General features: G+C 60.9%; 21 protein-coding genes and 1 tRNA gene. 16 read left to right on the top strand and 6 right to left on the bottom strand.

Going from position 1 to position 24,410, the window contains the following annotated elements:
• Position 1 precedes the first annotated feature (1 nt).
• A complete protein-coding gene (gene dxr, locus HWX48_RS06500; RefSeq protein WP_175955808.1) occupies positions 2 to 1,243 on the top strand; it encodes a 1-deoxy-D-xylulose-5-phosphate reductoisomerase in 1,242 nt (413 codons plus the stop codon).
• A gap of 78 nt (positions 1,244 to 1,321) precedes the next feature.
• Complete coding sequence (locus HWX48_RS06495) at positions 1,322 to 2,593, top strand: RIP metalloprotease (protein WP_254873000.1); 1,272 nt, start codon at positions 1,322 to 1,324, stop codon at positions 2,591 to 2,593.
• Positions 2,594 to 2,689: 96 nt separating this feature from the next.
• Here the strand turns inward: HWX48_RS06495 and HWX48_RS06490 are convergent, their stop codons facing one another.
• Positions 2,690 to 3,682, bottom strand: coding sequence for an aldo/keto reductase (locus tag HWX48_RS06490; protein ID WP_175955806.1), 993 nt, complete (start codon positions 3,680 to 3,682; stop codon positions 2,690 to 2,692).
• A 158-nt stretch (positions 3,683 to 3,840) separates the two neighbouring features.
• Here HWX48_RS06490 and ispG point away from each other — a divergent pair, with 158 nt between their 5' ends.
• The 12 genes from ispG to HWX48_RS06430 all read left to right on the top strand — a co-directional run bounded on the left by ispG (position 3,841) and on the right by HWX48_RS06430 (position 17,782).
• Positions 3,841 to 5,013 carry a flavodoxin-dependent (E)-4-hydroxy-3-methylbut-2-enyl-diphosphate synthase gene (gene ispG, locus HWX48_RS06485; RefSeq protein ID WP_175956245.1) on the top strand — a complete coding sequence of 391 codons (1,173 nt, stop codon included), beginning with the start codon at positions 3,841 to 3,843 and terminating at the stop codon, positions 5,011 to 5,013.
• Positions 5,014 to 5,055: 42 nt separating this feature from the next.
• Positions 5,056 to 5,574, top strand: a complete 519-nt coding sequence (locus tag HWX48_RS06480; protein ID WP_175955804.1) for a hypothetical protein — start codon at positions 5,056 to 5,058, stop codon at positions 5,572 to 5,574.
• Between the two features lie 227 nt (positions 5,575 to 5,801).
• Positions 5,802 to 7,616: a proline--tRNA ligase gene (locus tag HWX48_RS06475; RefSeq protein WP_175955801.1), complete on the top strand. Its 1,815-nt coding sequence runs from the start codon at positions 5,802 to 5,804 to the stop codon at positions 7,614 to 7,616.
• Position 7,617: 1 nt separating this feature from the next.
• Positions 7,618 to 8,109: a peptide deformylase gene (gene def / locus HWX48_RS06470; RefSeq protein WP_175955800.1), complete on the top strand. Its 492-nt coding sequence runs from the start codon at positions 7,618 to 7,620 to the stop codon at positions 8,107 to 8,109.
• Positions 8,110 to 8,345: 236 nt separating this feature from the next.
• Positions 8,346 to 9,659, top strand: a complete 1,314-nt coding sequence (locus tag HWX48_RS06465) for a hypothetical protein (RefSeq protein WP_175955798.1) — start codon at positions 8,346 to 8,348, stop codon at positions 9,657 to 9,659.
• 164 nt (positions 9,660 to 9,823) lie between these two features.
• On the top strand, positions 9,824 to 10,327 hold the full coding sequence (locus HWX48_RS06460; RefSeq protein ID WP_175955795.1) for a DUF3145 domain-containing protein: 504 nt from the start codon (positions 9,824 to 9,826) through the stop codon (positions 10,325 to 10,327).
• A 122-nt stretch (positions 10,328 to 10,449) separates the two neighbouring features.
• Positions 10,450 to 10,881, top strand: a complete 432-nt coding sequence (locus tag HWX48_RS06455) for a phosphopantetheine-binding protein (protein ID WP_175955794.1) — start codon at positions 10,450 to 10,452, stop codon at positions 10,879 to 10,881.
• Positions 10,882 to 11,007: 126 nt separating this feature from the next.
• Positions 11,008 to 11,739 (top strand): succinate dehydrogenase cytochrome b subunit, encoded by a 732-nt coding sequence (locus HWX48_RS06450; RefSeq protein ID WP_175955792.1) that lies wholly within the window; start codon positions 11,008 to 11,010, stop codon positions 11,737 to 11,739.
• A gap of 98 nt (positions 11,740 to 11,837) precedes the next feature.
• Positions 11,838 to 13,796 carry a fumarate reductase/succinate dehydrogenase flavoprotein subunit gene (locus HWX48_RS06445; RefSeq protein WP_175956243.1) on the top strand — a complete coding sequence of 653 codons (1,959 nt, stop codon included), beginning with the start codon at positions 11,838 to 11,840 and terminating at the stop codon, positions 13,794 to 13,796.
• Positions 13,793 to 14,542: a succinate dehydrogenase/fumarate reductase iron-sulfur subunit gene (locus tag HWX48_RS06440; protein ID WP_175955790.1), complete on the top strand. Its 750-nt coding sequence runs from the start codon at positions 13,793 to 13,795 to the stop codon at positions 14,540 to 14,542. The genes HWX48_RS06445 and HWX48_RS06440 overlap by 4 nt, the downstream gene beginning before the upstream one ends.
• Before the next feature lie 107 nt (positions 14,543 to 14,649).
• Complete coding sequence (gene aspA / locus HWX48_RS06435) at positions 14,650 to 16,068, top strand: aspartate ammonia-lyase (RefSeq protein ID WP_175955788.1); 1,419 nt, start codon at positions 14,650 to 14,652, stop codon at positions 16,066 to 16,068.
• Between the two features lie 52 nt (positions 16,069 to 16,120).
• Positions 16,121 to 17,782 carry a DUF6301 family protein gene (locus HWX48_RS06430; protein WP_175955786.1) on the top strand — a complete coding sequence of 554 codons (1,662 nt, stop codon included), beginning with the start codon at positions 16,121 to 16,123 and terminating at the stop codon, positions 17,780 to 17,782.
• Here the strand turns inward: HWX48_RS06430 and HWX48_RS06425 are convergent.
• On the bottom strand, positions 17,779 to 18,600 hold the full coding sequence (locus tag HWX48_RS06425) for an ADP-ribosylglycohydrolase family protein (RefSeq protein WP_175955784.1): 822 nt from the start codon (positions 18,598 to 18,600) through the stop codon (positions 17,779 to 17,781). The genes HWX48_RS06430 and HWX48_RS06425 overlap by 4 nt on opposite strands.
• A gap of 183 nt (positions 18,601 to 18,783) precedes the next feature.
• The gene (aceE, locus tag HWX48_RS06420) at positions 18,784 to 21,522 is read right to left on the bottom strand and encodes a pyruvate dehydrogenase (acetyl-transferring), homodimeric type (protein ID WP_175955782.1); all 2,739 of its coding nucleotides are present in this window, start codon (positions 21,520 to 21,522) and stop codon (positions 18,784 to 18,786) included.
• Positions 21,523 to 21,874: 352 nt separating this feature from the next.
• On the opposite strand from aceE, the gene HWX48_RS06415 reads away from it, so the two are divergent.
• On the top strand, positions 21,875 to 22,273 hold the full coding sequence (locus HWX48_RS06415; protein WP_254872999.1) for a DUF3052 domain-containing protein: 399 nt from the start codon (positions 21,875 to 21,877) through the stop codon (positions 22,271 to 22,273).
• Positions 22,274 to 22,421: 148 nt separating this feature from the next.
• On the opposite strand, the gene HWX48_RS06410 is transcribed toward HWX48_RS06415, so the two are convergent.
• Entirely contained in the window at positions 22,422 to 22,895 is a 474-nt protein-coding gene (locus tag HWX48_RS06410; protein WP_175955778.1) for a hypothetical protein, read from the bottom strand.
• A gap of 204 nt (positions 22,896 to 23,099) precedes the next feature.
• Here HWX48_RS06410 and HWX48_RS06405 point away from each other — a divergent pair.
• Positions 23,100 to 23,176: transfer RNA gene (locus tag HWX48_RS06405), tRNA-Val, on the top strand.
• Positions 23,177 to 23,508: 332 nt separating this feature from the next.
• On the opposite strand, the gene HWX48_RS06400 is transcribed toward HWX48_RS06405, so the two are convergent.
• A complete protein-coding gene (locus HWX48_RS06400) occupies positions 23,509 to 23,775 on the bottom strand; it encodes a hypothetical protein (protein ID WP_175955776.1) in 267 nt (88 codons plus the stop codon).
• Between the two features lie 133 nt (positions 23,776 to 23,908).
• The gene (locus HWX48_RS06395) at positions 23,909 to 24,391 is read right to left on the bottom strand and encodes a hypothetical protein (protein WP_175955774.1); all 483 of its coding nucleotides are present in this window, start codon (positions 24,389 to 24,391) and stop codon (positions 23,909 to 23,911) included.
• Between the last annotated feature and the right edge of the window lie 19 nt (positions 24,392 to 24,410).

Below are 24,410 nucleotides of genomic sequence, written 5' to 3'. Positions count from 1 at the left end.
TATGCCCCTGCACTCCTCCGCCCCCGCATGTGATCCAGTCGGCGTTATTGACGTTGTCATCCTGGGATCGACCGGTTCGATCGGCACTCAGGCCTGCGAGGTCATTGACGCGAACCCCGGTCGTTTCCGGGTGCGCGCGTTAGCTGCGGGCGGAGCGAATGTGGACATCCTCGCCCGTCAGGTCATGGCCTATGGCGTCGAGGTTGTCGCTGTCGCACGCGACTGCGTGACCGAACTCCGTGAGGCCCTCAGTGCGCAGGCGCTATCTCACCCGTTGCCACAAATCCTCGTTGGCCCTGATGCGGCGACGCAGATTGCGGGTGCTTTCCCCGGGGCTGTTGTCCTCAACGGTATTACGGGAGGCGTGGGCCTTGGGCCGACCCTTGCAGCTTTGCGAGCGGGATGCACGCTGGCGCTGGCCAATAAGGAATCCCTGGTTGTGGGCGGTGCGCTGGTGAAGCAGGCAATGACACGCCCTGGCCAGATCGTGCCCGTGGACTCGGAGCATTCGGCTATCGCTCAGGCATTGGCTTCCGGCGTCCACGAAAAGGGGCTGACGGCTCCGGTTGTGACTGGCCGCAGTGAGGTTGCTGATCTGATTTTGACCGCATCGGGTGGGCCTTTCCGTGGGAAGACCCGGGCGGACTTGGCTGAGGTGACCCCTGAGCAAGCTTTTGCTCATCCCACCTGGGATATGGGCCCGGTAGTGACGATTAATTCCTCCACCTTGATGAATAAGGGATTGGAGCTCATTGAGGCGCACCTGCTGTTTGATGTGGCGCCCGAGCATATTGTTACCGTCGTTCACCGCCAGTCGATCGTTCATTCGGGTGTGACCTGGATGGATGGGGCAACGACCTTGCAGGCCTCCCCGCCGGATATGCGCCTGCCTATTGCCCTGGGGATGACCTGGCCTGAACGCCTGGTGGATGTTGAAGAGCCCCTGCGGTGGAATACGGCGCAGGCGTGGACATTCGAGCCTGTTGATGATGAGACATTCCCGGCGATTATGCTTGCCCGTCATGCGGTGTCGGCTTCTGCCACCCACCCGGCGGTTTTGAATGCCGCCAACGAAGTGTGTGTGGATGCCTTCATTCATGGTCGCTTGAACTACCTGGGGATCGTTGATACTGTGCGCGAGGTCGTAGAGGAACACCAGGGCATCGCGGCTCCGACCCTGGAGGATGTCCTGGGTGCGGAGGAATGGGCGCGTGCGCGCGCTGCGGAGCGGATCGCCTCGTAGTTTCTAGCGCTGATGGTGCGTGAAGCGGACGGGGCAGAGGGCCTCCTTGGTGGAGGTTGCTCCCGATGATCCGTCTGAATGAGTCAGTGGTTTTTGAGGGGGAGTGACGTGTTGTCGTATGTGATTGGCATTGTTGTCATCGTGGTGGGGCTGCTGATTTCAGTGGCGATTCACGAGGTGGGACACATGCTGCCAGCAAAACGTTTTGGCGTGCCCGTGCCCGTGTTTTCGGTGGGCTTTGGCCCCCTGCTGTGGGAGAAGGAATGGCGTGGCACTCGCTATGGTGTTCGCGCGATCCCGCTGGGCGGCTATGTGCGCATTGTCGGCATGTACGCCCCCGCCCGCCCTGGCACGCCGATTCGTAATCGGAAGGGCGAGCTGACCCTTGCCGAGGAAGCGCGGCGTGAAAGCGCCGCAGAGGTCCCTGAGGGTATGGAGGAGCGGGCGTTTTATCGGCTGAGTGCTCCGAAGAAGTTTGCCGTGATGTTTGGCGGGCCGATCACGAATCTCATCTTGTCGGTTGTGCTATTTGCTGTCGTGCTTATGGGCATTGGCGTGCCAACGGCGTCGCCAACGCTGGCTGCTGTGGTCCCAACTGTGACGACGCCCTCTGGTGCAGTCCCCGGCCCTGCCGCAGCGGCTGGCATTGAGGCGGGGGATCGCATTACTGCGGTTGGTGAAACACCCGTTAAGCGTTGGGGCGACCTGACTGCCGCTTTGGATAAGTCTGCTGGTGAGCCCCTGTCCGTGACCATCGACCGCAATGGCGTGCCCCAGACTGTCACTGTCACTCCGGTCAAGCTTGAGGACGGGCGCTGGGTGATGGGTGTTGGCGCGGGCATTGAGTACGTGTCTGCCTCGCCTTCCGTGGTTGCTCAGGTGAGCTGGGGTGCTTTCACTGGCACTGTGGGCGTGGTTGCTCGACTTCCTCTTGCCGTGTGGGATGTTCTTGTCTCCTTGGTAACCGGCGCGGAGCGTGATCCTGCGGGCGTTATGTCAGTGGTGGGGGTCAGCCGTATTGCAGGCGAGGTCGCCTCGGGGGAGGGAACCTTCGCCACCAGCGACTACCGGGCGACCGTCGCCACCTTGCTGTCTTTGTTGGCCTCGCTCAATATGGCGCTCTTCGTCTTTAACCTGCTGCCTGTGCCACCCCTGGATGGTGGGCACATTGTTGGCGCGATTTACGAGGGCGCCCGCCGCAGCGTGGCCCGCCTGCGTCGCCGTCCTGACCCGGGCCCCGCCGACACGGCCCGCCTGGTGGTTGTCACCTACGTGATGGGTGCGCTGCTTATTGGCATGTCCGTGATCCTCATGGTGGCTGACATTATTAAGCCGGTGACGGTGGGGTAGGTGCAGGCACATCGTCCCTGTTTGAGCTGTTCAAGACATGCGGGTGCCCTCGCTCGAAGGAGCGAGGGCACCCGTGGTTCAGGCAGGGATGGGGTTTTACCAGCGGCCGTGGACGTGTTCGCGGATCATGCGGTTGTAAAGCTCCTCCAACGCAGTGTTGAGGTCATTCGACAGTGCCGGAAGGGAAGCTGCGGCAGCGTTCGCTGCAGCCTGGTCGGCGTTGCGAGCTCCAGGAATGACAGTCGTCACTCCAACCTGTTCCGTCACCCACTTGAGGGCAACCTGAGCGGGCGTTGCGCCCTCGGGCCCATAGGTGGAACACAGACGCGTGAACTCAGCAGCGGCAGCGACACCGACCTCGTAAGGGACACCAGCAAAGGTTTCTCCAATGTCGAAGGCGGCGCCCTCGCGGTTGTAATTGCGGTGATCATTCGCGGCAAAGACCGTGTCCATCGTGTACTTGCCCGACAGAAGGCCTGAAGCGAGCGGCACGCGTACGATCACACCCACACCGCGTTCGGCAGCCTCAGGCAGGACTTCCTCAAGGGGCTTGCGACGGAACACGTTGAGGATGATCTGCAAGGTCTGGGCCCCGCCATCCATTGCCAGACGAGCCTGCTCGCAGGTTTCCACCGACGCACCAAAGTTGGCGATTACCCCGGCATCCACCATCCGACGTAATTCATCCCAGGTTGCAGAATCGGCCAGGACTTCTGTGGGCGGGCAGTGAAGCTGGACCAAATCCAGGCGCTCCATGCCAAGGTTGCGGCGAGAACGCTCGTTCCAAACGGCGAAGGCCTCAGGCGTGTAGTTCTCTGGGCGCTGCTCAACGCGGCGGCCCATCTTCGTCGCAACGAAAAGGCCTCGGTCAGGATTGTCTGCGCGGAAGGCGCCCACAAAACGTTCTGAGCGTCCATCCCCATAGACGTCGGCGGTGTCAATGAAGGTCACGCCAGAGGACAGGGACGTGTCGAGGGTGGCGCGGGCGGCGGCCTCGTCAACCTCACCCCAGTCAGCGCCAAGCTGCCAGGTTCCTAAACCGATGACGGAGGCTTTGGCTCCGGTTGATCCCAGGGGGCGAGTTTCCATAGTGGCACCTTGTCTTTCACGTCGATGTGATGCGCTTTCCCCTCAATCATAGGGGCTATGCGCCTGACGCCCCGTGGGGAAGCCGTTCCTCCTGGGAAAGGAAGCAACGCGTGATCTACTCCCTATCTCAAGTGCGCGATGCCGCAAATGCCCCCACCATGGGCGATAATGGAACGGTGACTGAAATTGCTTTAGGCATGCCCACCGTGAAGGACACGCCATTCCCGCGTAAGAACACCCGTCGACTCATGGTCGGAAGCGTGCCCGTTGGCGGCGGCGCCCCCATCTCGGTGCAGTCCATGACGACCACCAAAACCCACGACATTGGCTCAACCCTGCAGCAGATCGCCGAACTGACGGCATCGGGCTGCGATATTGTGCGCGTGGCTTGCCCCACCGATAAGGACGCAGAGGCGCTGCCCATCATCGCCCGCAAGTCCAATATCCCGGTGATCGCCGACATCCACTTCCAACCCAAGTATGTCTTCGCGGCCATCGAAGCTGGCTGCGGTGCTGTGCGCGTCAACCCGGGCAATATCCGCAAGTTCGATGACCAGATCGCCGAGATCACCCGGGCAGCACGCGACCACGGCACGTCCCTGCGCATCGGCGTCAACGCCGGCTCCCTCGATAAGCGCATGTACTCCAAGTACGGTGGCCCCACGCCCGAGGCCCTCGCCGAGTCCGCCATGTGGGAAGCCTCCCTCTTTGAAGAGCACGACTTCCACGACTTCAAGATCTCCGTCAAGCACCACGACCCGGTAACGATGATCCGCGCATACGAGATCCTCGCAGAGAGCGGCAATTGGCCCCTGCACCTGGGTGTTACCGAGGCTGGCCCCGCCTTCCAAGGCACCATTAAGTCCGCCACTGCTTTTGGGGCCCTCCTGCGTCAAGGCATCGGCGACACCATTCGCGTTTCCCTCTCCGCTCCGCCGGTGGAGGAAGTCAAGGTCGGCATCCAGATCCTTCAGTCCATGGGCCTGCGTGAACGCACCCTTGAGATCGTCTCGTGCCCTTCGTGTGGCCGCGCCCAGGTAGACGTGTACACCCTGGCTGAAGAAGTCACCGAAGGACTCAAGGACCTGACCGTTCCCCTGCGTGTGGCTGTCATGGGCTGTGTCGTCAACGGCCCCGGCGAAGCCCGCGAAGCTGACCTTGGGGTTGCCTCGGGTAACGGCAAGGGGCAGATCTTTATCCGCGGCGAGGTCGTCGACACCGTGCCTGAAGATCAGATCGTCGAGACGCTGATCCGCCGAGCCAATATGCTTGCAGAAGAGATGGGACTCGAAGCAGGCGAAGGCAGCGTTGAAGTTATCGCCGCCAAGTAGTCCCACCCCACGTCCATACCCGGTACAACTAAAGGAGTTCCCATGGGACTGCGCACTATTTTGACTCTGGCTGGCGTAGCTGGCGCTGCCGCTATCGTCGCCACCGGCTTCCCCAAGCGCATTGGCGTCACCCGGAACGAAGCTGAGATCGTCCTGCCCGGTGACGACATCCTTCCGGCAGCGTCTTTCGTGACCGACCGTGCTGTCTCCATCGAGGCTACCCCCGAGGTCGTCTGGTCGGTGCTGAAGAATGTCGTTCAGGAAGACGACGACATGAGCGTTGTCATTGATGATGAGAACGCTGCCCTGGTTCTGGCTTCCGCTGAGGTCGCCGTTGATGAGCACGGTACTGCCAAGGACGTGGATGCCACCTGGGCGTTCGTGCTTATCCCTGAGGATGTGAACCGCACCCGCCTGCATCTGCGTGAGCGCCACCAGCCGCACTGCATGACCGCCCAGGCAGCTTGCTGGGCAGATGCGACCTTCATGTCGCTGATGACCATGAATATTCTGCGCGACATTAAGCTTCTGGCCGAGTCTGGTGGCAACGCTGAAGAGTGACCTTTCGACAATCCATGAGCTAGTGGGCCTGAATGGCTGTGTCTGTCGTCGCCACTGGTGAACCGATAAACCCCAAAGCCTGTGGGCGCAGCACGTGCTGCGCCCACAGGCTTTATTCTTTCCCACCGCCCACCGCCCACCGTCTAAAAATTGCTGTGCAACACAATGCGGCCAGGTCCGCCTAGCAGGCTCGAAAACGAGTGGGGGAGTGGACTACGCTAGAGGGCGTGCTGAGAAACGTATCTTCTTTCTTCCTGCGCACTTTGCGCGAAGACCCCGCCGACGCGGAGGTCATGTCCCATAAGCTTCTGGTCCGTGCTGGCTACATCCGCCGCACGGCCCCTGGCATCTACACCTGGATGCCCCTTGGTTTGCGCGTGTTGCGTAAGGTTGAGGACATTGTCCGCGAGGAAATGGACCGCATGGGCGCCCAGGAAGTTCACTTCCCTGCCCTCATCCCTGCCGAGCCCTACAAGGCGACAAACCGCTGGGACGAGTACGGGCCGACCCTCTTCAAGCTGCGTGACCGTAAGGAAGGCGACTACCTGCTCGCCCCCACGCACGAAGAGATGTTCACCCTGCTGGTCAAGGACCTGTACTCCTCCTACAAGGATCTTCCTCTGGCTCTGTACCAGATCCAGACTAAGTACCGCGATGAGGCTCGCCCCCGCGCCGGTCTGATCCGTGGCCGCGAGTTCGTCATGAAGGACGCCTACTCCTTCGACATTGACGAAGAGGGCTTGGAAGCCTCCTACATGGCAGAACGCAAGGCCTACCAGGCGATCTTTGACCGCCTGGGCTTGGAGTATGTCATTGTCTCGGCGATGTCGGGTGCCATGGGCGGCTCTCGCTCGGAGGAATTCCTCCACCCCAGTCCCATCGGTGAGGATACCTTCGTGCGTTCTCCCGGCGGCTACGCTGCCAACGCTGAGGCTGTCACGACGCCCGTGCCTGAGGCGCTGCCGATTGACGGCCTGCCTGAGCCTGCTGTGCTGCCCACCCCCGATGCCACCACCATTGAGGCACTGGTCGACTACGCCAACGCCAACTACCCGCGTGAGGATCGCCCCTGGGAAGCCTCCGACACTTTGAAGAACGTTGTTGTGGCGTTGACCCATCCCACCGGCGAACGTGAATTGCTCGTGATCGGCCTTCCTGGCGACCGCGAAGTCGACATGAAGCGCGTCGAGGCGTCCGTCTCGCCCGCCGAGGTTGAAATGGCCACCCCCGCCGACCTTGAGAAGCACCCTGAGTTGGTCGTTGGCTACATTGGCCCACAGGTGATCGGCCCCAACGCCCCCACCCGTGTCACCGACGAGGACGGCAACCCCTCGGGTTCGATCCGCTACCTCCTTGACCCGCGCGTCGTGGATGGCACGATGTGGATCACCGGCGCTAACGCAGTCGATACCCACGTCTTCTCCTTCGTCAAGGGCCGCGACTTCGACGGCGATGGCACCATTGAGGCCGCTGAGGTCCGGGAGGGCGATCCTGCCCCCGACGGTTCGGGTCCGCTTCACCTGGAGCGTGGCATCGAAATTGGCCACATCTTCCAGCTTGGCCGCAAGTACGCCAAGGCTCTTGGCCTGACGGTCTTGGATGAGAACGGCAAGAGCCAGATTGTGACTATGGGCTCTTACGGCATTGGTATCTCGCGTGTGCTCGCAGCCCTGGCGGAATCCAACTGCGATGAGCGTGGCTTGGCCTGGCCGGCGCAGATCGCGCCTTTCGACGTGCATGTTCTGGCCACCGGCAAGGGAGAAGAAATCTTCGGCACTGCCGAGCAGCTGTGCGCTGAGCTTGATGCTGCTGGCCTGGATGTCCTTTACGATGACCGTGCGAAGGTGTCGGCTGGCGTGAAGTTTGCTGACTCTGAACTGGTCGGTATTCCGATCACTTTGGTCGTTGGTCGAGGCCTGGCTGAGGGTAAGGTCGAAATTCGTGACCGCGCCAGCGGTGAGCGTGTCGAGGTCGCAGTGGGCGAGGCCGTTGGCGCTGTCCGCGACCTGCATGCGCGCCTGCTGGGTCAGGAAGGAAAGTAAGATGGCGATCCGCGAGATCCGCATTATCGGTGACCCGATCCTGCGCACCCCCTGCGAGTGGATTACGGACATTGACGATAAGGTCAAGTCCCTGGTCGAAGACCTGCTTGAGGGTGTGGCTTTGGAGGGACGCGCCGGTTTGGCTGCTAACCAGATTGGCGTGGGGCTGCGTGCCTTCTCCTACAACGTGGATGGTGAAATCGGTTATGTCCTGAACCCCAAGCTGGTTGAGGTCTCCGAGGACGAGTACCAGGACGGTGACGAAGGCTGCCTGTCGGTGCCTGAGCTGTGGTACCCGACCGAACGCGCTTGGTATGCCCGCGTTGAGGGTATTGACCTTGATGGCAAGCCAGTGGTGCTTGAGGGTGAGGAGCTGATGGCTCGCGCACTCCAGCACGAGTGCGACCACCTGGAGGGCATGATCTACATTGATCGTCTGGATCGCGCGACCCGGAAGAAGGCTCTGCGCGACATCCGTAACAAGAACTACTGAGTCTTCCTCTTTCCTCCGGTGAGGATGGAGCGCGATCAGTTCTGAGGCTGGGCGGCACTGCGGTGAGCGGTGCCGCCCAGCCTTTGCTTGTGCAGGGTGGGGTTGGACGGCGCTGGCCTCGTGCACGGGGCTCGGAAACTGTAGTGTGGAGCTGGCAGGGCGGCCAGCAGTTTAGTGCTCACCTTGTTGCTCCTGCGGTTGAGAAGCGCCATCCCAACGAGGGGAAAGGAGGTGCCATGATCCACCGAGGCGAAGGCATGCGCGGTGTGGGTCGCCTGTGGACGCTCCTGTGTGCGGTGGGGCTTTTCCTGACGGCATGTTCTTCCCTGCCATCGTTGACCCAGCCTCACCTCCGTTCTGCCCGCCACATTCCTCTTGATGACACGATTGCCGCCTTCGTGATGAATCCGTGGAGTACGAGCGATCCTTTTGTCCGCGCTAGCTATCTGGTTCTTGTTGAGCGCGGGGGAGGGACCCGCGTGTATCGGACGGGCTTTTCTGAAGCTGCCCATCTTCTGTGGGGGAGTGCTGGTCTTGTCGTTGCCGATTCAGAACATGACTACGTCATAGACCGTGAGGGCGAAGTGAGTGTCTTTGACGCCCCGAAAGGGAGTATCGCCAATGGGGCTGCTTTCCTTGGTGGCAGCGCCGTTGTTGCCTCGCTCACGAATGAGGGTTTCGTTGAGGGGCGCTATCGGCAGCAGGTGGGTATCACGACGCCCAGCGGGAGCCGCCAGCGGAGTGTGGGCGTCTATACCGATGTCTTTGGAGCGTGCGGGGAGAGCGCGTACATCCTTGGTGGGGAAGTGATGGACTCTGGCGAGGGCGCCGGGCGTGAGCGCGTTTTCTTCCAGCAGGTCGTGGCACAGGGCGACTTTGACTACCGGGAGCTGAGGAGTGCAACCTCTGAATTTGATGAAGTGAGCTACGCCGGCCCTACCGCTCCTTGTCAGGAGGACACGATGGTCGTCCTGGCCGAGCAGGTGGAGTATTTGCCGGGTGAAGGCAAGAGAATCGGAAATCCTGCTCATTATCCGATCTTTGAGGAGGGTAGTCCTCTGACGCAGTTCCAGCCCGGTAGTCGCAGCTATGCGTCAATCGAGCGCTGGGATGTGACCACGGGGCGCAGGAGGATCGTGGCATTGAAGGATCCGCAGGGCGAGTTTTTACGCCTGCCCTCCGAGGAGATCCTCAACGCTTCCTACGGGCCGGGAGCCTATGTGGATGGGCAGCTGCGGTGGATTTCGGGTGGGGGCGAGGTCTATTCCACGGATGTTGAATCGGGCGTGACGGAAAGCCTCCATGGTCTGACGCTCTCAGGCGGATATGACAGTCGTCGTTTTGCCGTTTTTTCTGGGCAGCGCCTGGATGTTCTCAGCCACACGACGGGCACTCAGGGGGCCATCGAACTGTACAGCTACGACTTGAGGACAGGCCGGGAGCTGGCACGACAGCGGATTGATGACCTGTGGAGTTCTATCGATCCTGATACCCAGATTCTTCGCGGTTTTGCTGTCAATCCGGTGTTCCTGGGGCCCGAGGGGCTCTGAGATGGGCAGAGAATGAGCGCTAAAGCGTAGATTGCTCTGGTCAGGGCTGGCCTTGGGGGTTATGATGGGCGTGTACACCGCGAAAAATCGTTGTGAGACCGCCGAAAGGGTTGTCACGAGGGCGTAGGGGAAGACGATCCTCACCACACAACCTGGAGGTCACAATGAGAGGGACATACACCCGTGGTGTACTTTTCGTACACTCTGTCCCCCCTGCGCTCTGCCCGCATATCCAGTGGGCTGTGGGCAACGCCCTCGAACAGGACATTAAACTGCAGTGGAGCGACCAGCCAGCTGCACCCGGCATGATGCGGTGCGAATTCGCGTGGGTGGGCACGGCAGGATCCGGCGTGAGGATTGCCTCTGCTCTGCGCGGTTGGGAACACCTGCGCTACGAAGTTACCGAAGAACCCACGGGTCAGACTGACGGCGGCCGGTGGTTCCACACCCCCTCCCTGGGGATCTTCCACGCCCAGATTGACACCGCCGGTAATGTCGTCGTTCCCGAGGACCGTATTCGAGCCGCCATGGAGCAAGCCACCGATATGCTCAGCCTCCGTGAGGGCCTGGACCTGGCTTTGGGGCAGGCTTGGGATGATGAGCTTGAGCCTTTCCGCTACGCCGGTGCTGGCGCCCCCGTGCGCTGGCTCAACCAGGTGGTCGGCTGAGCACAAACATGTAAAAGCCAGGGGCGAGCTGCCATGCCAGCTCGCCCCTGAGCTGTCTCTACGCGCGGGTTCACGAGGCCCCGTCATCGACCTGCCGCCTCGGAGGGAGCTACTCTAGTGCTATGGGCACTATTGGCGACCTCCTTGGTATTGATCTGGCTGCGGCGTTCGCGCAGGACACTTCTGATGCGGCCGACAGCGTAGAAACGCAGGACGAGGCGCTCGTTGCCTCCCCCTCCTTGGGGGAAGAACCAGATGCGCAACAAGAGTCGGCGCACGGGGCGGACTCTACTGACGGTGATAGCGTCAACCCGCGCCACGAGGCCGTCCTCGCCGCTATCGTTGCTGAGACCGCGCTTGACCCGTCCCGCGCGCGCCTTGACCTCACCTTGCGTGAGGACCTTGACCTGGATGACCTTGGACTCTACGCCGTTGTTGCCGCTGTCGAGCACGAATTGCGCTGCACCTTCACTGACGAAGCTGTGCGTTCCTGGCAGACCTTGGGCGACATTCTTGACGCTGTCGACGAGACGAAGAAGTCCTCGCGGGCATAACGCGGAAGCAACAGCTGCGGCCCTTCCTTCCAGCGCGCCCCCGGTTCTTCTTATGGGGATGAGCAGCTTCATCTCCCGCGCCCACCATTCTTTCTCGCGCTAAACTGGACAAAAGGGGGTGTTGCAATGGCGCACATTCACGGACGACGCGATGTTCAACGGCGTCGCGTCCTGCTGCCTACCTGGCTCCTTAAGACGGCCACAGCCGTCACGGGTCTAGCAATGGCAGCCTTCGTTCTCATCCACATGCTCGGCAATCTCAAGGTTTTCCTCGATCCGCCGGGCGTTGATCTCTATGCCGCGTGGCTTCGTGAGGTCGGCGCCCCCGCGCTTCCGCACGGCTTTGTCTTGTGGGTTTTCCGCATCGTCATGGGCATGTGCCTGATTATCCATCTGCTCTCAGTACTCATCCTGTGGCAGCGCTCAGCAAGCACCCGCACTCGCGGGGCGCGCCACATGGGATGGCGCGGATACGGGGCTAAAGCCATGATGCCGACGGGCCTCATCATGCTCCTGTTCATCACTGCCCATATCCTTGACCTCACCGCAGGGGTTCTCATCGCCCCCGAGAGCTTCCAACACCCCACCCCCAGCCCAGATGGGGGCAGTGTGTTCTACGCGGTGGCAAACCTCAGCGCCTCCCTGGCACGCCCCATAGCGGCCGTCGGCTACGGCATTGCGCTCATTGCCTTGGGGATACACCTTGCTCATGGTATCGGGCTGGCTTGGCAAGATCTTGGGGGAGTCCGAGAAAGAGGTCGCAGCATCGCACGCCTTGTCGGCTACGCCCTTGCTCTGCTCATTGTTGTCGGTAATGGCGCGGTGGTGGCCGCAGCATGGATGGGAGCCTTCCAATGAGCGATTTCCCTCAGCACCAACCTGACCCTCAGGAAGCAACTCGCCGCTGGCAAGACTACGTGCCTCTGGGGGACCCACGCACGGAGGAAACCCAGGACATGTCGCGTGACTCGGCAACTATTCGTGTGCGCGAAGGACAGTCACTCAACCCCCACCAACCCGATGCTCCTCCACGTCACATGTGGCAGACCTTCGTCGCCAACGCCCGCCTCGTCAGCCCCGGCAACCGGCGCCGCTTCCGTATCGTTGTTGTCGGAACTGGCTTGGCTGGTGCTGGCGCAGCTGCGGCGCTGGCAGAAATGGGCTACCCCGTTGATGTCATCACCGCCCACGACACTCCCCGCCGCGCGCACTCCGTCGCAGCACAAGGCGGTATTAACGCTGCTAGGGCTCGCCGAGTTGACGGCGACGCCCTGGCGCGCTTTGTCCGCGACACCGTCAAAGGCGGAGACTTCCGCGCCCGAGAATCTGAAGCCTGGAGGCTCGGGGTCGAATCCACCCGAGTCATCGACCACCTCAATGCCCTGGGCGTGCCCTTCGCCCGAGAATACGGCGGCTCGCTGTCGACCCGCAGTTTTGGTGGCGTCCAAGTCTCACGCACCTACTACTCGCGCGGGCAAACCGGCCAGCAGCTGCAGGTAGCGGCCTCCAGCGCACTCATGCGCCAGGTCGCACGAGGCCAAGCAACCCTCTGGGTTCGCCACGAAATGCTCGACATCGTCGTCGAGGACGGGCGCGCCCGCGGCGTCATCACCCGCGACCTGACCACAGGTGAACTCCGCTTTCACCCGGCCCACGCCGTAATCCTTGCCACCGGAGGTTACGGCAACGCCTACTTCCACTCCACATTGGCGAAAAACTCCTCAGCCACCGCGATCTGGCGGGCTCACCGGGCCGGAGCAGCGCTCGCCTCGCCCAGCTTCATCCAATTCCACCCCACAGCCTTGCCCGTCTCATCCCAGTGGCAGTCCAAGACGACGCTCATGTCTGAGTCCCTGCGCAACGACGGGCGGATCTGGGTCCCACGGGCCAAAGAAGATGCGCGCCCGCCCTCGCAAATCCCCGAGGAGGAACGCGACTACTACCTGGAACGCCAATACCCGGCCTTTGGTAACCTCACGCCCCGCGACATCGCTTCCCGCGCGGCCCGGGCCCAAATCGACGCAGGACGAGGCGTTGGCCCCCTGCGCAACTCCGTCTACCTGGACTTCCGCGACGCCCTCGAACGCCTCGGACGAGACGTCATTGCCGAACGCTACGGCAACCTCTTTGACATGTACCGCGACGCCACCGGCGAAGACCCCTACACTCAGCCCATGCGTATCGCACCCGGCGCCCACTTCACCATGGGTGGACTGTGGGTGGACTACCGGCTCATGAGCACCATCCCCGGCCTCTTCGTCGCAGGCGAAGCCAACGCCGCATACCACGGGGCCAATAGGCTGGGTGCAAACTCTCTGCTGGCCGCCTGCGTGGACGGCTCCTTTGTCATCCCCCGCACCGTCCCCGACTACCTGGCCGGACACCTGGGAGAAGCACTACTCGACGTGACTTCCCCGGCTGTGACCGCAGCCTACGCGCGGGTCACGGAGCGCATCAACGCCCTCCTGGATAGTCCAGGAAGCGTGCCAGCGCAGCGATTCCACCGCGAACTTGGCGCAATCCTCTACCGCGACTGTGGAGTCGTTCGTGACAAGGCGGGGTTAGAGCGCGCAATTCGCGATATCCGTGAACTCAGAACCTCCTTCGCGCGTGAGGTTCGCGTCAGCGGCGGAGTGCATGAATACAACCAGGATCTTGTTGAGGCCGCACGAGTGAGCGACTACCTCGAAATGGCCGAGCTGATCTGCGTTGATGCCTGGCACAGGGAAGAATCCTGCGGTGCGCACTTCCGCAGTGAATACTCCCGTGATGGCGAGGCCGCCCGCAATGACGAACAGTGGATGAGCGTGTCGGCGTGGACGTCTTCGACGTGGGACAGCACCCCTCAATTCACGCACCATCGTGAGGCCCTGGAATTTGTGGATGTGACAGTTCAGCAAAGGAGCTACCAATGAGGCTGAGGCTGAAAATCTGGCGCCAAGGCAGCCCACAGGACAGGGGAGCCTTCCACACCTACGAGCTTGACGGCTGCGATCCGGCAATGTCAGTGCTTGAACTCCTCGATCATCTCAACGCCCAACTTCGCGTGCGTGGCGAGACTCCCGTGGCCTTCGAGTCGGACTGCCGTGAGGGCATCTGTGGAGCCTGCGGGCTCACTGTGGACGGACGCCCCCACGGGTGGAGGGACAATCTCCCCGCCTGTCACCAGCGGGTCGGGGAGAGGCGAGAAGGGGCAACCATCACCCTTGAGCCCCTACGAACAGGTGTCTTTCCTGTTCTGCGAGACCTTGTCGTTGATCGGGGCGTCCTCGACGAGGTCACCATGGCGGGTGGCTTTGCCTCTGTCGATACGGGGCTTGCTGCTGACGCCGATGCCCTTCCTGTCGCTCATGACATCGCCGAATACGCCTTGGACATGGCGGCCTGCATTGGGTGTGGCGCCTGCGTGGCAGCCTGCCCTAATGGTTCGGCTGCCCTATATGCGGGGGCGCGCGTCGCCCACCTGGCTGCACTGCCCGTGCCTGCTCTTGAACGAGGCCGACGTGCGCGGGCAATGTCGGTGAGCGTGGATGAGTTCTTCGGTTCGTGCTCTGGATACGGTGAGTGTGCGAAGGTGTGCCCAGCGGGTATTCCCTTAGGCGTCGTTGGTGCATTAGGACGCGAACGGTGGGGCGCGTTCTTCCACCCGACCCGCAGCTGAAGGCAGGCCACGCGTGCCATTCAACGCAGGGGCCATGAAGCACTAGGATCGTTAGCAGACATACACAGGCGAAGAGGCCGACCGTACTCTGCGAAAGGACGGCGCACATGGACGTGCGAACCGAACATGACCTATTGGGTGACCGTGAGGTTCCCGCAGGCGCCTACTGGGGGATCCACACCCTTCGAGCGTTAGAGAACTATCAGATCTCGGGACACACCATCAACGAAGTGCCCGACCTGATTCGCGCCATCGTCCACGTGAAGAAGGCCGCAGCCCTAGCCAACAAGGAGCTGCGCGTCATGACGCCCAGCACCGCAGACGCGATCGTGGCAGCCTGCGATGCGATACTGCGCGATGGGCGCTGCATGGACCAGTTCCCCATCGACCAGTTCCAGGGAGGTGCGGGAACCTCGTTAAATATGAACGCCAACGAGGTTATCGCCAACCTCGCCCTCGAACTCATGGGGGAGGAACGCGGGCGCTACGACATTATTCACCCCAACGATGACGTCAACCGCTCCCAATCCACTAACGACGCCTACCCGACGGCCTTCCGTCTTGCCGTCCACGTGCGTACTCTCGCCCTGCAACGCGCCATTGATGAGCTTGCTGATGCTTTTGCGCGTAAGGGAGAAGAGTTCGCTGACGTGCTCACCATGGGGCGCACGCAGCTTCAAGACGCCGTCCCCATGACGCTGGGGCAAGAGATGATGGCCTTTGCCGTCACCTTGCGTGAAGAGGACGCCCGCCTGGTAAACAATGCGGACCTGCTGCTTGAAACCAACCTGGGAGCAACAGCCATCGGTACGGGTTTGAATACTCCTCCCGGTTACCAGGAGGCGGTAGTCCGTCATCTGCGGCGGATTACCGGCCTGCCGGTGCGCGGAGCGGAGCACCTCATTGAGGCAACCTCGGATACGGGCGCCTACGTGTCCATGCACGCCACCATCAAGCGCACTGCCGTGAAACTGTCCAAGATCTGCAATGATCTGCGTCTGCTTGCCTCCGGGCCGAGAGCTGGCCTCAATGAGATCAACCTGCCGGAAATGGCGGCAGGATCCTCAATTATGCCCGCCAAGGTCAACCCGGTCATCCCTGAGGTCGTCAACCAGGTGTGCTTCAAGGTCATCGGCAATGACCAGACCGTGACGATGGCAGCAGAAGCTGGCCAGTTACAGCTCAATGTGATGGAACCGGTCATCGCCCAAGCGCTCTTTGAGTCCATTCACCTGCTCATCAATGCCTGCGATACTCTGCGTGAGCGTTGCGTGGTGGGGCTGACCGCGAATGAAGAGGTGTGTCGTTCCTACGTCATGAACTCTATTGGCATCGTCACCTACTTTAATGACGTGATCGGCCACCATCTGGGTGATGTCGTTGGGAAGAAAGCCGCACTGGGAGGACGCAGTGTCCGGGATATCATCATTGAGATGGGTCTATTGTCGGAGGAAGAAGTTGAACTGATTCTTTCGCCTGAGAACTTAGCCAATCCTTCGTATAGAGGACCGGTCGTTGAGACTTGATCTGCTCCTGCCCTCCTCATCTCAATAATCCCCCCGGAAAGCGAGAGCCGCCATGAACGCACTAAAAATCATTCCGAATGACCAGAGCCTTGCCTTTATTCAAACGCTGGTGAATACCACGTGGCCGCTCACGGTCGAGCAAGTCTATGGCTATGCCGAGCAGGTGGGCTGGACCGCCGAAAAGATCGACACCGAGGAGGACTATGCTCCGCCGGGTTCATTCTGGATCGCCCCCGAGGTCCGCTGCCTCCTGACCGTCCATTCCTACGGCGTTCCTGATCTGTTCTTCCACGCGTCGAATCTTGTCGAACGGGAGGAACGAGGACGCGCCACTGAAATCCTCACTGCCCATATGCGTGAACTCGAGAAAGAACTCACGAACCTCTATGGGCAGCCCTTCCGTCTCTCCAATGACGTCAATGGGCGGGAGTTCTGCTGGTGGAAGACACCCACTGGCGTGTGGGTACGCATCACTTACGGGACCGCGCGCCCCACGGTGTCCATCACTGGGCCCCGCCACGAGAGCGAGCCAGAAGACCAGATTATCGTTCCTGATACCACGTCTTGCCTCCAGACGATTCAAACCTGGCTCAACGCCCCGTGGCCAATGAACGTTGCCGCCGTCCACGACTGCGCCGACACAGTGGGATGGACTGCCGAGGAATCGTCCTCGACAGCGTTCTTCTCCACCCTGATGCACGTCATGTACGACGGAAACCTGCGCATCTTCTCGGAGGATTACTTCGCCGAACCCGATGTCGGGGTCACCTATGGGCGCCGCGGAGCGACACGGGTGACCTTCAATCTGGCGGACCACTGGTCAGAACGGACCGAGGCCGAGGCCTGGCCTTTAATGAAAGAACGCATGCTGGAGGTCGAGGCTGCCCTCACGGAGATCTACGGCCAACCCGAAAGGAACACCCGAGGCGTCGATAATCCCCACTTCGCGCAGTGGAATATCACCCCGCACCTGTCTCTGGCTCTTTTCCACGGGCCAGGAAAGAGCAACGTTATCATCGATTATCACGGTCCCGAGGACGATCGTGTCACCGGTATTCCGATCAACTACGAGGTTGATGACGCGCTGAGAATCATTGACGAGTGGACGCAGTCAATGGACTCCATTGATCTTTTTGACGCATCCGAAATCGCTAGCGGTATTGGATGGTTCCCGGAAGACAGTAGCTGGCCCGACGTCTACTACACGCAGGTTTCCCCACCTGCTGAACCACGAGCAGCCATTCGGGATGAGGATCAGCGTGTGTGGCTGGTGACCTTCGACGTCTCCATGGGGATGAAGGATCGTACTCCCGGACGCACGAACGCAGATATCGAACGCGTCATGAAGAACCTGGAAACAGCTCTGAATAGTCGCTATGGTCAGGCAGAAGAAAGCTCTCACTACGGCGGCGAGTATCGAGATTGGAACACCTCCACGGGGCTGCGCGTCCGTATCGGTTACGGCCTGGGAATGAGTTCCGTGTGGATCTACGATCCGGCGAAGAAGGCCACGGTGGAGAGCTTCATCACGCGTCCCCCAGCTACGTATGGCAAGGAAAAACTTGTCGCTTCACCTGAGGGTGGCCAAGCGTCCACTGGTGTGGGCAATGCAGCATCTGGCGAGCCGGAGACCGGCTCTCCCATATCGCTTCTGGCGTTCATTACCTCTGCAATTGCCGCAATAGGCATGATCGTGAAGTATTTCTTCTTCTAGTGCCCGTGCGCCCAGAAATCCTTAAGGACTGCGAGGAAATCGGGCGGAAGGTATGCGAGGCCGCCTGCGCGAATCTCTGCGGGGATTCCGTAGGCGGCCTCTGCGATACCGCCGATAATCGCCCCAACGGTGTCAGTGTCTCCACCAATCGAGACCCCCAGCCGAAGAGCGCTCTCAAAATCTTGGGATTCAATAAAACACGTCAAGGCCTCAGGGACAGTTTCTTGGCAGGACTCGACGTGGCGATAGTGAGGACGAATCTCATCGACGCTGCGTGACAGGTTATAGCCAAAACGGGTGGTGATCTCGTCATACAGCGCGTCTTTTCCTGCAGCGATTCCTTCAGGCGTGCGCTGCCAATGCCGCGCCCTGTAGATGGCGAGGGCGACGGCCTGCGCACCTTTTATCCCCTCAGGATGGTTGTGGGTCACCTCGGCGCTGATCGCCGCCCAACGGAGGACATCCTCGGGGGTAGTGAAGAGCCATCCGACGCTAGAGACCCGCATTGCTGAGCCATTGCCCCAACTGTTGTAGGGTTCAGGCTTGGGGGAGGTCAGCCATTGAAGGAAACGGCCTCCATAGCTGCCCTTCGGGTGAGGGTAGGCGCGGTAGAACTCTTGCATGCGCGCCACGAGGAGGGCGGGCGCGGCGGCCTCGTCCCCCGCAGCGTCCATGAGCGCGCGGGCGACGGCAATGGTCATCACCGTATCGTCGGTGAAGTCCCCGTCAGCGTGGAAGAAGGGAAAGACAGTGGTCTTGTCTCCCTGGTCGAACTCGTAGGGGGAACCAACGATATCGCCAATGATTGCGCCAAGCATGGGGCCTCCTTCGCCGCCGTCACCTTCATCAGGGGATCTGACCTGAGCATAGCGCTCAACCTCGGGTGGCGCGGTGCTGAGCGGCGCACCTGAGTGAATGGCAGGCGGGTAAAAAGCGGGGGAGGCCGCACCCAGTGGGTGCAGCCTCCCCGTGTGAGCTGTCAGCCTGAAGTGGGACTGGGATCAGTCGCCAACAGGGCCAGCAGCCTCAATGGAGTTGTTGAACAGGTCGTAACGTTGGATTGCCTGAGCAACCACGGAGCGATCCATCACGCCACGGTCAGCCAGCGCCTTGAGGGTGCGGACAACCACGGATTCGGCGTCAACCTTGAAGTAGCGGCGGGCAGCGCGGCGAGTGTCAGACACACCGAAGCCGTCGGTACCAAGGGTGATGTACTCGCCGGGAACCCACGGACGAATCTGGTCAGAAACCAGGGTGTCGTAGTCGGAGGTGGCGATGAAGGGGCCCTCGCTGCCAGCAAGCTTAGCGGTCACGTAGGGCACGCGCTGCTCAGCTTCGGGGTTGAGGAAGTTGTACTCGTCAGCTTCGCGGCCGTCACGACGCAGCTCATTCCACGAGGTCACAGACCACACGGCAGCGTCCACACCCCACTCTTCGGCGAGCATGCGGCGAGCCTCGCGGGCCCACGGCACACCAACACCGGAAGCAAGCAGCTGGACCTTATGGCCGTTGCCGGAGTGATCCTCAACCTTGTACAGGCCCTTGAGCAGGCCGTCAACGTCAAGGTTCTCAGGCTCGGCAGGCTGCACGATCGGCTCGTTGTAGACGGTGATGTAGTACAGGACGTTGGGATCGCGAGGATCGTTCTCGCCGTACATACGCTGCAGGCCGTCCCAAATGATATGGCGGATTTCGTAGGCGTAGGCCGGGTCGTAGGTGACGAAGCCGTGGTTGGTGGCCGAGATGATGGGGGAGTGCCCATCAAGGTGCTGCAGGCCCTCACCGGTCAGGGTGGTGCGGCCAGCGGTCGCGCCGATCACGAAGCCACGGGCCAGCTGGTCGGCGGCCGCCCAGAACTGGTCGCCGGTGCGCTGGAAGCCAAACATCGAGTAGAAGATGTAGAAGGGCACCATCGGCAGGTTGTGGGTGGTGTAAGCAGTACCCACAGCCTGCAAAGCGGCGGCCGAACCGGCTTCGGTAATACCGGTGTGGAGCACCTGACCCTGCTGGGACTCCTTGTAGGAGAGCATAAGGTCAGCATCCACAGCGGTGTAGTTCTGGCCGTGAGTGTGGAAGATCTTCGCCGTGGGGAAGATAGCGTCCAAACCGAAGGTACGGGCCTCATCGGGGATGATGGGCACGAGGTAGCGGCCGATGTTCTTGTCCTTGAGCAGGTCCTTGAGCAGGCGCACGAAAGCCATGGTGGTGGCAACCTCAAGGGTGCCCGAGCCCTTAGCGATCGCCTCGAAGGGGCGAACAGGTAGCTCAGGGAGCTTGGGATCGTAGTCGTCGCGACGCTCAGGCAGGAAGCCGCCGAGCTTTTCGCGACGCTCCTTCATGTACTGCAGTGCCGGGTGATCTGCCGGGGGCATGTAGTACGGCGGGCAGTAGGGATCACGCTCAAGCTGCTCATCAGTGATCGGAATCTGCAGGCGGTCACGCAGCTGCTTGGCATCCTCAACGGTGAGCTTCTTCATCTGGTGGGTTGAGTTACGACCAGCGAAGGAGGAGCCCAGGGCGTAGCCCTTAATGGTGTGGGCAAGGATGACGGTGGGCTGACCGGTGTGTTCCATCGCAGCCTTGTATGCGGCGTAGACCTTACGGTAGTCGTGGCCACCACGCTGCAGCGCCCAGATCTGGTCGTCGGTCCAGTTCTGAACCATGGCCTTGGTACGAGGATCACGGCCGAAGAAGTGCTCACGCACGTAGGCGCCGTCGTTAGCCTTAAAGGTCTGGTAGTCACCGTCAAGGGTGTCGTTCATCAGGTTGACGAGGGCGTTGTCCTTGTCGGCAGCCAGGAGCTGATCCCAGCCGCGGCCCCAGATGACCTTGATGACGTTCCAGCCAGCGCCCTTGAAGAAGGCTTCGAGTTCCTGAATGATCTTGCCGTTACCGCGAACCGGGCCGTCAAGGCGCTGCAGGTTGCAGTTAATGACGAAGGTCAGGTTGTCCAGGCCCTGCTGGGCGGCGAGCTGGAGCATGCCGCGCGATTCGGGCTCGTCCATTTCGCCGTCGCCGATGAAGGCCCAGGTGTGCTGCTGGGAGGTGTCCTTCAGGCCGCGCATGTGCAGGTAGCGGTCAAACCATGCCTGGTAGATGGCCGCAGCGGGGGCGATACCCAAGGAGACGCTGGGGAATTCCCAGAAGTCGGGCATCTGGCGGGGGTGAGGGTAGGAGGGCAGGCCATGCTCGGTGGACACCTGCTGGCGGAAGCCGTCCATTTGCTCTTCGGTGAGGCGGCCTTCAAGGAAGGCGCGCGCGTAGGGGCCGGGGGAGGCGTGACCCTGGAAGAAGATGTGGTCGCCGCCGCCGGGGTGGTGCTTCCCGCGGAAGAAGTGGTTGAGGCCGACCTCGTAGAGCGTCGAAACTGACGCGTAGGAGGAGATGTGGCCGCCGACCTTCACGCCGGGGCGCTGGGCGCGCGTCACCTGGACGGCTGCGTTCCAGCGGATCCAGCGGCGGTACTGGCGTTCCATGGCCTCGTCGCCGGGGAAGTAGGGTTCCTGGTCAACGGGGATGGTGTTGACGTAGGGGGTGGTGTATTCCTGCGGGAGCTGCACGTCGCGCTTGCGGGCCTCGGCCAGCATGTGCAGCAGAATGTAGCGGGCGCGGGGCCCGCCCTTTTCGTCGATAAGCCCCGACAGTGACTCCACCCATTCGGCGGTTTCTGCCGGATCGTTGTCAGGAACCTGGCTCAGCAGGCCGTTGACGACGGGATGACTATCGCTCATGTGGCTCATTCCCTCATTCCTTATGGCGACACGATTTGGGCCCGTGCCGCACAGCGTCGTGCAGTACTGTTGCTCCTATTGTCTCTTGTTCTGCGGGGTTTGGCGAGCGCCGTCAGGACTTTCAGCCCATGTGAAAAGTCTCAGTTTGGAGCCTGTACTTTCACTTCTGGCCAGATTAGGGGCGGCTTTGCTTCACCTTGCCCCGATATGCGCTGGGGTGGGGGAGACGCATACCACGTTGGTGTCGAGGTGGAGAAAACTCTGCGCAGTGCTGACCAAAACGGCGTTTCTGCCCTACGATTAGGAGCGTGATTGCAATTCATGTGCTGTGTGCGCATAGTTCGGAAGGTGGTCGAAAGTCGTGGCGATGAGCCTTGGTTTCACAAAAGGACAAGTGATCCAGGAGTTCTACGTCGATGACGACGCCGACGAAGCGCTCCGCGAAGCAGTAGAAGCCGAAACCGGTAACGAACTCGTTGATGGTGATTACGGCGATGTTGTTGATGGCACCATCATCTGGTGGCGAGAAGAGGACGCTGAAGAAGAGGATCTGACAGATCTTCTTGTTGACGCCATGTCCAACCTTGATGACGGCGGCTTGATCTGGGTTCTCATCCCCAAGCCTGGCCGCGCGGGTGCGATTCCCGTGGCAGACGTGGAGGAGTCAGCAAAGACCGCTGGCTTGAACACCACCTCGGCTGCTTCGGTGGGCGCTGATTGGGCGGGTATTCGCCTGACGGCCCGTTCGCGCAACCGCTGATAGTCCCCCTGACGTTGCCGCGTTCGCCTCGTCCTTCGTGATTGACGAGGTGAACGCGGCCTTAGTTTGCCCCAAGGCGCGGCGCCCTGCCTGCCAACGGGAGCACGAGGTGTTCGCTGGGCGCAGTCTCGCAGCTGGCCTGGGTGTTTTACTCGGGTGGGACTGGCGGCGTGGAAGGTGAAGCAGCCTGTGACTCAGCCTGATGAGCTTTGATGGCGTTGGTAATGGCGACGGGGCAGACGATAAGGGCTGCGATGCTCAATATGCTGTAGAGAGGGAGCAGTTGCGTCCAGATGAGGTCCGGGTCGACTCTGAGGGTAAGAGCCTGCTGGTAGAGAGCTCCGACGAGGGCTGTGGCGACAAAGTATGCGATATACAGCCATGCGTTCCTCTCGCGCAGGGTGAGGAACGCGCCGACTGCTGCGAGGAGGAGAGGTATCCATCCAAAATGTGCCCACAAGTCGACGGCAAAGATGAGGGTGAGCCAGAGGTCGAGGAGGGTGATCTCTCTCAAGAAGAGAACTAATCCGGAGAGCCCCAATGTCAGAAGAAGCCCGAACAATGGCATGCGGAGCAGAAGGATGCCAGTTCGGTGCTTCCCATGTGGGAGGAGTAGGTTCACGGTAATCTCCTTTTGCTCCTCAGAGCGCATCTTGTAGCGAGATACTGTTTGAGAAGACAGCTGATATGGTCCCGCACGGTTAAGACAGTTTTTATGATAGAGGGCAGGGTCGCACTGACTTACGCGAGAGACCTAAAAGAGTCGGCAATTTCCCAGAGCAGCCGATTGTCCGCTATGCTTGCTCACTGTGCGCATGAGCGCGACGGGCCTATAGCTCAGTTGGCTAGAGCAACTGGTTTACACCCAGTAGGTCGGGGGTTCAAGTCCCTCTGGGCCCACCACGATATCCTTATACGAACCATCGGCAAAGTGAATACTGGACGGAGCTCCTTCGGCTGAAGCCGGGGGAGTTTTTGCGTATGGGATTGTTTCTCGGAGGTCGGCAGTTTTGAGTGGCTCGGAGATCAACTGACGCTCCAGAGTGTGCTCTGTGCTCGGTATGCCCCTTTGGGGCATCAGAGGAATCTATGACGCATTCATCGCTGACCAACATGTGTCGATGCAGGTCAACCCCGCGGTGGCCTCGCGACGAGAAGAAGGACGAGGGCGGCAAGGAAAGCCAGGGGCGCTGCTATGGCCGCCACTGTAATGCCTCCAGTCCATGCTGGATCGGCTAGTGCGTGATCGCGGCTTCGACGAGTGCCGTGAATGCCGTCAGGACATACATCATCAGGCCCAACCCCAGGACCCACAGGCAGGCCACCGTGCCTTTAATGAGGGCGCTCATCCTGCGGTTCGCCACAAGGAGAAAGAGACCAGCACAGAACGCCGCGATCGTGAACATCCAACCAAGGGGCATAAAGAACAGCAGGCCGGCAGCAATTAGAGGACAGAGAATCAAGAAGATCTGCTGCCGTGATGCAGGTGAATCAACGCGCACGGGGCATCCTCTTTAGTGACTAGGGGCTGCGGGGTGAGCTTTCAGCCGCATTAAGCAGCCTATGGGGAACTCAACGAACACACAACGCTCAGGCGATAACTGATAGTCGTCGCAGCCGTAGCGAGGGGCCTTGTCACTGCATAGAAGAGGAGGCTGTCGTTTCTGCCTCTGCCGTGGACGGTTCTTCGCCATCAGAAACACTCTCTGCGGCGGACGCCTTGGGATAACACGTGAAAGCTTTATATATCGCTACCAGACACAGTGGCGCTGTCAAGACGGTCACTGCAAGGAAAAGGCCTTCGTTTTCGGCGAGGAAAAGCGAGCTTGGAACCAATACGGTGCACACGGCAAAGGCAAGAATGAAGAAAGCGCGCAGGCCTCTGCGCAGCGCCAATAGGCTGCCGAGCATTGCAAGCGGGTAGAGGACGAAGGCTCCGAAGATCCAGTACATGAGGAACACGAATCCCGCAGCGCCAGTCATTTGAGTATTCGATTCCGTCGCTGCATAGATATAGACAAGTGCAAGGAAAACGGGGCCAAGCAAAGGCGCCGACAGCAAAATGATGCCGAGAGTTCGTTGAAACCATCCGGGGGTGGTTTCCGGGAATTGATTCATTCGTCGTCCTTACTGCGAG

It is taken from the genome of Schaalia sp. Marseille-Q2122 (assembly GCF_903645355.1).
Classification (GTDB): Bacteria; Actinomycetota; Actinomycetes; order Actinomycetales; family Actinomycetaceae; genus Pauljensenia.
The sequence above is the reverse complement of the archived record's forward strand: the minus strand, read 5'-3'. Positions and strand labels throughout refer to the sequence as shown.